Below are 5,634 nucleotides of genomic sequence, written 5' to 3' on the forward strand. Positions count from 1 at the left end.
TGCTCAATCCAGGCGCTGCGCCCGCTGTTCTACCTCAACCGCGCCGCAAGCACCCCTCCGCGCAGCGGTTCGTGCACCGGCCCATGACCTGACTAGTATCCTTCTACCACCACAGCACTACAACCGTGCCGTGCAGAAGTGTTCGCCGGACCGCTGCCAAGCCAACGAGCAAGTCTTGTTAAAAGCGGCGATTTCGTCCGCCTTCTGCCATGCGATCATTCGAACAGGCTGAGAGCTTACGGCATCCAGTGCGCGAAGTGTGTGGCCGAGCGTATGGCGGGTGACCGGTCACCTGAGCTTCGCGCAACGGATAGCGATCAATTACTTGGCGTCACCGCTTGCTCCTGCAACTGGTCGAGTGCGTCGGAATTGTCGCGGCCCCAGTCGTAGAGCAGCTGAACCGGTTCGACGAAACGGCGACCGAGGTCGGTCAGCCGGTATTCGACCGCCGGAGGCACGACGCTTTCCACATGGCGGGTGACGAGGCCAATCCGCTCCATCTCTCGCAGGGTCTGCACCAGCATCTTCTTCGATATACCGGGCAGGCTGCGCTGCAAAACGCCTGTGCGTGCACCACCACCATGCAGCGCGTCGAGCGTGTGCAGCACCATGCTGGTCCACTTGGTGGCGAACAGGCTAAGAAGCCGGCGCGGCGCACAATCCTCGCGCCATTCCTCTTCGGGGGTTCCTGATCTCAATGCCGGTTACCTCACGGTGCCTAGGTTACAATTCGGTGCCGTCTGGAACCTTGTGCCGACCCTGCCTAACTCCGGTCGGACAATAAAGGAGTTTTATATGGCAAAGACCGCACTGGTCGCCGGCGTGACCGGCATCAACGGCAACGCGATCGCCCGTCTGCTCATCAATCGGGGTTGGAAAGTACACGGACTTTCGCGCAGCCGCGCGCAAATTGAGGGAGTCCAACCGGTTCCGGCGGACCTTCAGGATAGAGCCGCGACCGCCGAAGCCCTCAAAGGTATCGATCCCGATGCGGTGTTCGTAACGACTTGGCTGCGCCGCGAAACGGAAGCGGAAAATATTCGCGTAAACGGCGCGATGATGCGCAACCTCCTGGCCGGGCTAACCAAGCGCGACGGCCCACGCCACGTCGCGCTGGTCACCGGGCTCAAGCACTATCTCGGCCCCTTCGAAGCCTATGGGAAAGGCCGTCTGCCGCAGACCCCGTTTCGCGAGAACCAGGGGCGCCTCGACGTGGCCAATTTCTATTACGCGCAGGAAGACGAGCTGTTCGAAGCCGCTGAGCGCGACGGCTTCAGCTGGAGCGTGCATCGCCCCCATACCGTGATCGGTATGGCGGTAGGGAACGCCATGAACATGGGCACCACGCTCGCCACCTACGCTACGCTGTGCCGCGAGACCGGCCGTCCCTTCGCCTTTCCTGGATCGGCCGCACAATGGAACGGATTGACCGACATGACAGACGCCGATCTGCTTGCCGAACATCTGCTATGGGCAGCCGAGACAAAGTCCGCGCATGACGAGGCATTCAATGTCGTCAATGGCGACGTCTTCCGCTGGCGCTGGATGTGGGAGCGCATCGCCGACTGGTTCGGGCTGGAGCCGGCATCTTTCGACGGTACGCCGCGACCGCTCGAGGAACAGATGGCGGAGGATGCGCTCGTATGGCGGCGGATTGCCGAGCGAGATGGGCTGGCCGAACCCGATCTCACGCAGCTTGCATCTCCCTGGCACACGGACGCCGATCTCGGCCGGCCGATCGAAGTGCTGACCGATATGGGCAAGAGCCGGACTCTGGGCTTTACGGGATACCGGCAGACTGATGCCGCGTTCTTCGCTCTGTTCGAACGCCTGCGCGCCCAGCGCCTGATTCCCTAACCGGAGCCAATCCATGACCACTCACCTACCAGATTTCTCCGCCCGCGATGAAACGATCCGCCATCTGACCTACACGCCGCTGACCCGCCGACCCGGCGTTCCACGCGATTTGTTCGATGCCTATTGGCGCGATGTTCATGGGCCGCTGTGCGCGCGATTGCCGGGCCTTGGCTATTACGTGCAGCATCATTTCGATGCGGCGCGTTCGGCCGATTTGTGGCCAATGCCGGATGGTGTCGAACCACTTACCATTGATCTCGACGGGATGGTGGAGATCGGCTTTCCCGATCGTGAAAGCCAGCAGCGGTTCGAGGATGCGAGCCCGCTTCTCTTTGCGGACGAGCGCAATTTCATCGGCCATGACGTCGCTTACGATCTACCCGACGGATCGCGCACGCTGATCGATCGCGATCCTGATCCAGTGCCCAACCGGAAAGAGCCGGGTCATCATCTGCACCTGCACGTCCACGGCCATGGCGAGGCGTTCGAAGCGACGATCACCAATCTGGCCGAAGCGCTGGCGAGCGCGGAGGGCATCCGCAAGGTGCGCCTGCATTTGCCCGAACCATACGACAATAGCGAACCCCAGCCCGCTGCGCCTGGCGTGGATCACCGATTGCCGCCCCGCCGCAAACACGTGGCGCTGCTGGAAGTTGCATGGGGCAGCCGGATCGATGCCGAACGCTGGATGGCAAGCGAGGATTACGCAACCCATGCCTATGCGTTGGGGCAACAGGCCAAGGCCATGGGCGGTTGGCTGGTCGAAGGTGTCTATACTTATATTCGCGATGGCGCATTAACGACTGCGGGCGTTCGCGGAAGCCGTCCGGCAATGCTGATCGAGCGCGCGGGCGCACTCAATCAAGTGCAGGACGAAGTAACGCGGCTGTTCGACGGTCGGTAGAGAGGCTCCGTAGGCGCGTATCCATATTCGCGGAGTGATGTCTGCTTTCTTGAACGCCCGGCTGAAACCAGACGGTCAGTAACCGTGAAGGGTTCCGTACGCCTCCGGCGCCCGGAACCCTTCACGTCTCCTGACTGTCCGGTTCCAGGCACGAGGATAAAGAAAGCTGCCGTTCGGTCATGCCGATGTCTCAGTCAGCCACCGCCAACAAAGCGGCCGTTCGACAGTCCAGAACGTATCCCTGATAGCGGCCCTTCGTTCATAGGCTGGAGAAGCAGACGAGCCGACTGGCTTTGGGACAATCCTGCCCTTTCAAAGCGGCGTGTTTGACGGCAGCGCTTTCCCGGAGCAGACATTCAGCGTTTTCCTGACCTGGCGGGTCAGGAAAGAGTCCCGCACCAGGTAACGAGGGTCGATTTAAATAATGAAGTCGGCGCCACCGGCAGTGTAAACCGAGGACATGACCGTTTCTCAAATCACCGTCGGCAAGACCGAAACCGATCTCGAAGCCCGTGCCAATGCCGCTCTTCAATCCGCGATGCCGTGGCTCGACGTCACCACGATCAAGCACCAACTCACCTATTCCTTTCAGCTCGGCCACAACGAGATAAAGATCGATGGCGCCTCTTCGTCCAAGCGGCGCGGCCGTCTCGACATACTGATCGAGAAGGGCAGCCAGCGCCTCGCGATCCTCGAACTCAAGAAACCGGGCCAGCCGCTCAACGCCGACGATGTCGCCCAAGGCCTCTCCTATGCGCGTGTTCTCCATCCGCGGCCGCCCATCGTCGTCGTGTCGAATGGCACCGACACCCGATGCTACAACACGCATACCGGCGAGCTTATGGATGGGGGACTGCCCAACGAGACGGATCTCGTCGCCTTAATGACGGCGGCCCTGAAGATCGCCGATTCTGATCTGCGCGACGCCATCGCGACGCTCATGGGGCCGGGTTCCGACGTCTGGATGGCCGCCTTGCGCGCCGCCACCCAGCAAACGCTCGACGATCTGACCGGCGACTGGAACGACCCCCACACGCCTTTCACCACTAATTTTCACATCTCCCGCAAAGCCTCGGTCGATGCACTGAAGGCGCTTCGCGGACCCCGCCGGGTCATCGCGATCGAGGGCGCGCCGCTAATCGGCAAGAGTCACGTCCTTCGCGAACTGGCGATCGGCACCGAAACGGCCGACGACATGGCGGTCCTCTTAGTCGAGGCCTCCGGCACCGCGGCGACCGGCATCGCTGAAGAGGTTGCGAGGCTGCTCGGCGACGCTGTCGGCTGGCGAATCTCCGCCGCCGAAGCCCGCCATTGGCTACAGCAGCTTTCGAGGACCAATGGGCCGACCCTGGTCATCGCGATTGATGCGCTCGGGCTGGAACATGAGGCCATCCGCGGCGAGCTGGAGATTCTGTCCGCCCAGGGGATGGGAGCGAAGCTCAAGTTCGTGATTGAGGCCGACACCTCGGTGATCGATCGCCTCTGGCTTGGCGAATCCCGTCGCAAGGAGACACCCTTCGCTCGTCGCGGCGTGCGGGTCGAGGTCGAGAAGCTCGACGACGAAGAGTTCGATCACGCGCTCAGAGTCCTCGATGGGCTTGGTGTGGACTTCATGAAGGGTGCCGACAAGGCCGATGAGTATCGTCAGCCGTGGGTGCTGCATGCGATGGCGGCGAATGTCATCGGCGATCCGATGATGGAGCAGGGCATGTCCGCGGTGTTGCCACCGTTGCTCAGCCTCAGCCTGTTCCATCACACGCGCGAACACTTCGTTCAGGATCAGCTGGTCGAACAGGCCGCGACCTTCGCGCGGGCGGTGCTCGACGATCATGGCAGCGATGACCGGCCATACGATATCCGACTGCGGTCGATGCACACGTTCATGGTCCGCAAGCAGACCATGCGAGACCATGCCGACGCCACCGAAGTCGGGGACATGGTGCGATCCGGCTTGATTGGAACGGTGCTCGACGACAAGAACCGCGCCGTCTTCACCGGTCGCATCCCCGAACTGATCGCGTCCGAGCTTGCGCGCTTGATTGCCGCCGAACTGGCTGGTCGGATGGACAACGACGAGCAGGACCGGGATGCCGCCGACTGGTTGGTCGGCATTATCGCCCGGCTTCCGCTGGGCGACGTAATCGGCGCGATGTCCTTGTTCGATCTACTCGGATTGCAGGTCGAAACGCCGGGGCTTTCGATGTCCTTCATGAACCAGCTGCTGAAGCGCTCGCCGAGCATACGGCCGCTCAAGCCCGGCACGCGGTCGGTCATGTGGGTGCCGAGCGTCGGACAGCTCGACATGTTCGTCCGCGCCGACGGCGTGGCCGTGGTCAAACGGCCAGGATATGCCGGAACCGTCGAAATCGACCCGAGCGAAGGCAGCGTGACCTATGCCGACCTTGATGCGTGGCTGATTCTCTCGCATCTTGCGAGCCAGCCGATCAGAATGCTGAACCTCGAGCACGGGCAGATCGTCGGCCAGATGGAACCCGCCATATTGGGTCTCATTGGAACCAGCCTGATTCCGCTGCGGCGCGCGCCCGACGATATGGCGCGATCGGGTCTCCATACCCATGACGGGCCGAACGGTGCGAGCCTGGCGTGTCGCGACGACGGTATCGTCGAACCCGTGACCTTCTCGCTCATGCTCTTCCTCGAGCGAGAGTTGGAAAATGCGGACGACTGGCTCCAGGAAGCCTGCGACGAGAAGTCGGCGCCGCTGCTCAACCGCATCTCGCAGGCGCTCTACATGCTCGCCGGGATGAACCCCAATCTGGCGAAGGCAAAGGTATCCATCCGGTGAGGACCGCGGCGCGATAGCTACACGCCCTATTTTGTGATGATGCGCTTTGCGGCGGCGTTGCGTTTGG

Annotated in this window: 4 protein-coding genes; 3 read left to right on the forward strand and 1 reads right to left on the reverse strand. The window is 62.1% G+C overall.

Annotated elements, in window-relative coordinates; genetic code table 11:
* Window positions 1-317 precede the first annotated feature (317 nt).
* Complete coding sequence (locus tag K4G67_RS17405; protein WP_239807502.1) at window positions 318-698, reverse strand: winged helix-turn-helix transcriptional regulator; 381 nt, start codon at window positions 696-698, stop codon at window positions 318-320.
* Window positions 699-795: 97 nt separating this feature from the next.
* Between K4G67_RS17405 and K4G67_RS17410 the strand changes: the two genes are divergently transcribed.
* The 3 genes from K4G67_RS17410 (at window position 796) to K4G67_RS17425 (ending at window position 5,567) form a co-directional block, all read left to right on the forward strand.
* Window positions 796-1,857 carry an SDR family oxidoreductase gene (locus K4G67_RS17410; RefSeq protein ID WP_239807503.1) on the forward strand — a complete coding sequence of 354 codons (1,062 nt, stop codon included), beginning with the start codon at window positions 796-798 and terminating at the stop codon, window positions 1,855-1,857.
* A gap of 13 nt (window positions 1,858-1,870) precedes the next feature.
* Complete coding sequence (locus K4G67_RS17415; protein ID WP_239807504.1) at window positions 1,871-2,761, forward strand: EthD domain-containing protein; 891 nt, start codon at window positions 1,871-1,873, stop codon at window positions 2,759-2,761.
* A gap of 613 nt (window positions 2,762-3,374) precedes the next feature.
* Window positions 3,375-5,567, forward strand: a complete 2,193-nt coding sequence (locus K4G67_RS17425; protein WP_420830057.1) for a hypothetical protein — start codon at window positions 3,375-3,377, stop codon at window positions 5,565-5,567.
* Window positions 5,568-5,634: the final 67 nt, after the last annotated feature.

It is taken from the genome of Croceicoccus hydrothermalis (genome assembly GCF_022378335.1).
GTDB lineage: Bacteria > Pseudomonadota > Alphaproteobacteria > Sphingomonadales > Sphingomonadaceae > Croceicoccus > Croceicoccus hydrothermalis.

Bases quoted from the DNA above. Each gene is read 5' to 3' on its own strand.
- K4G67_RS17410 (WP_239807503.1), top strand. From the start codon at position 796: ATGGCAAAGACCGCACTGGTCGCCGGCGTGACCGGCATCAACGGCAAC.
- K4G67_RS17415 (WP_239807504.1), top strand. From the start codon at position 1,871: ATGACCACTCACCTACCAGATTTCTCCGCCCGCGATGAAACGATCCGC.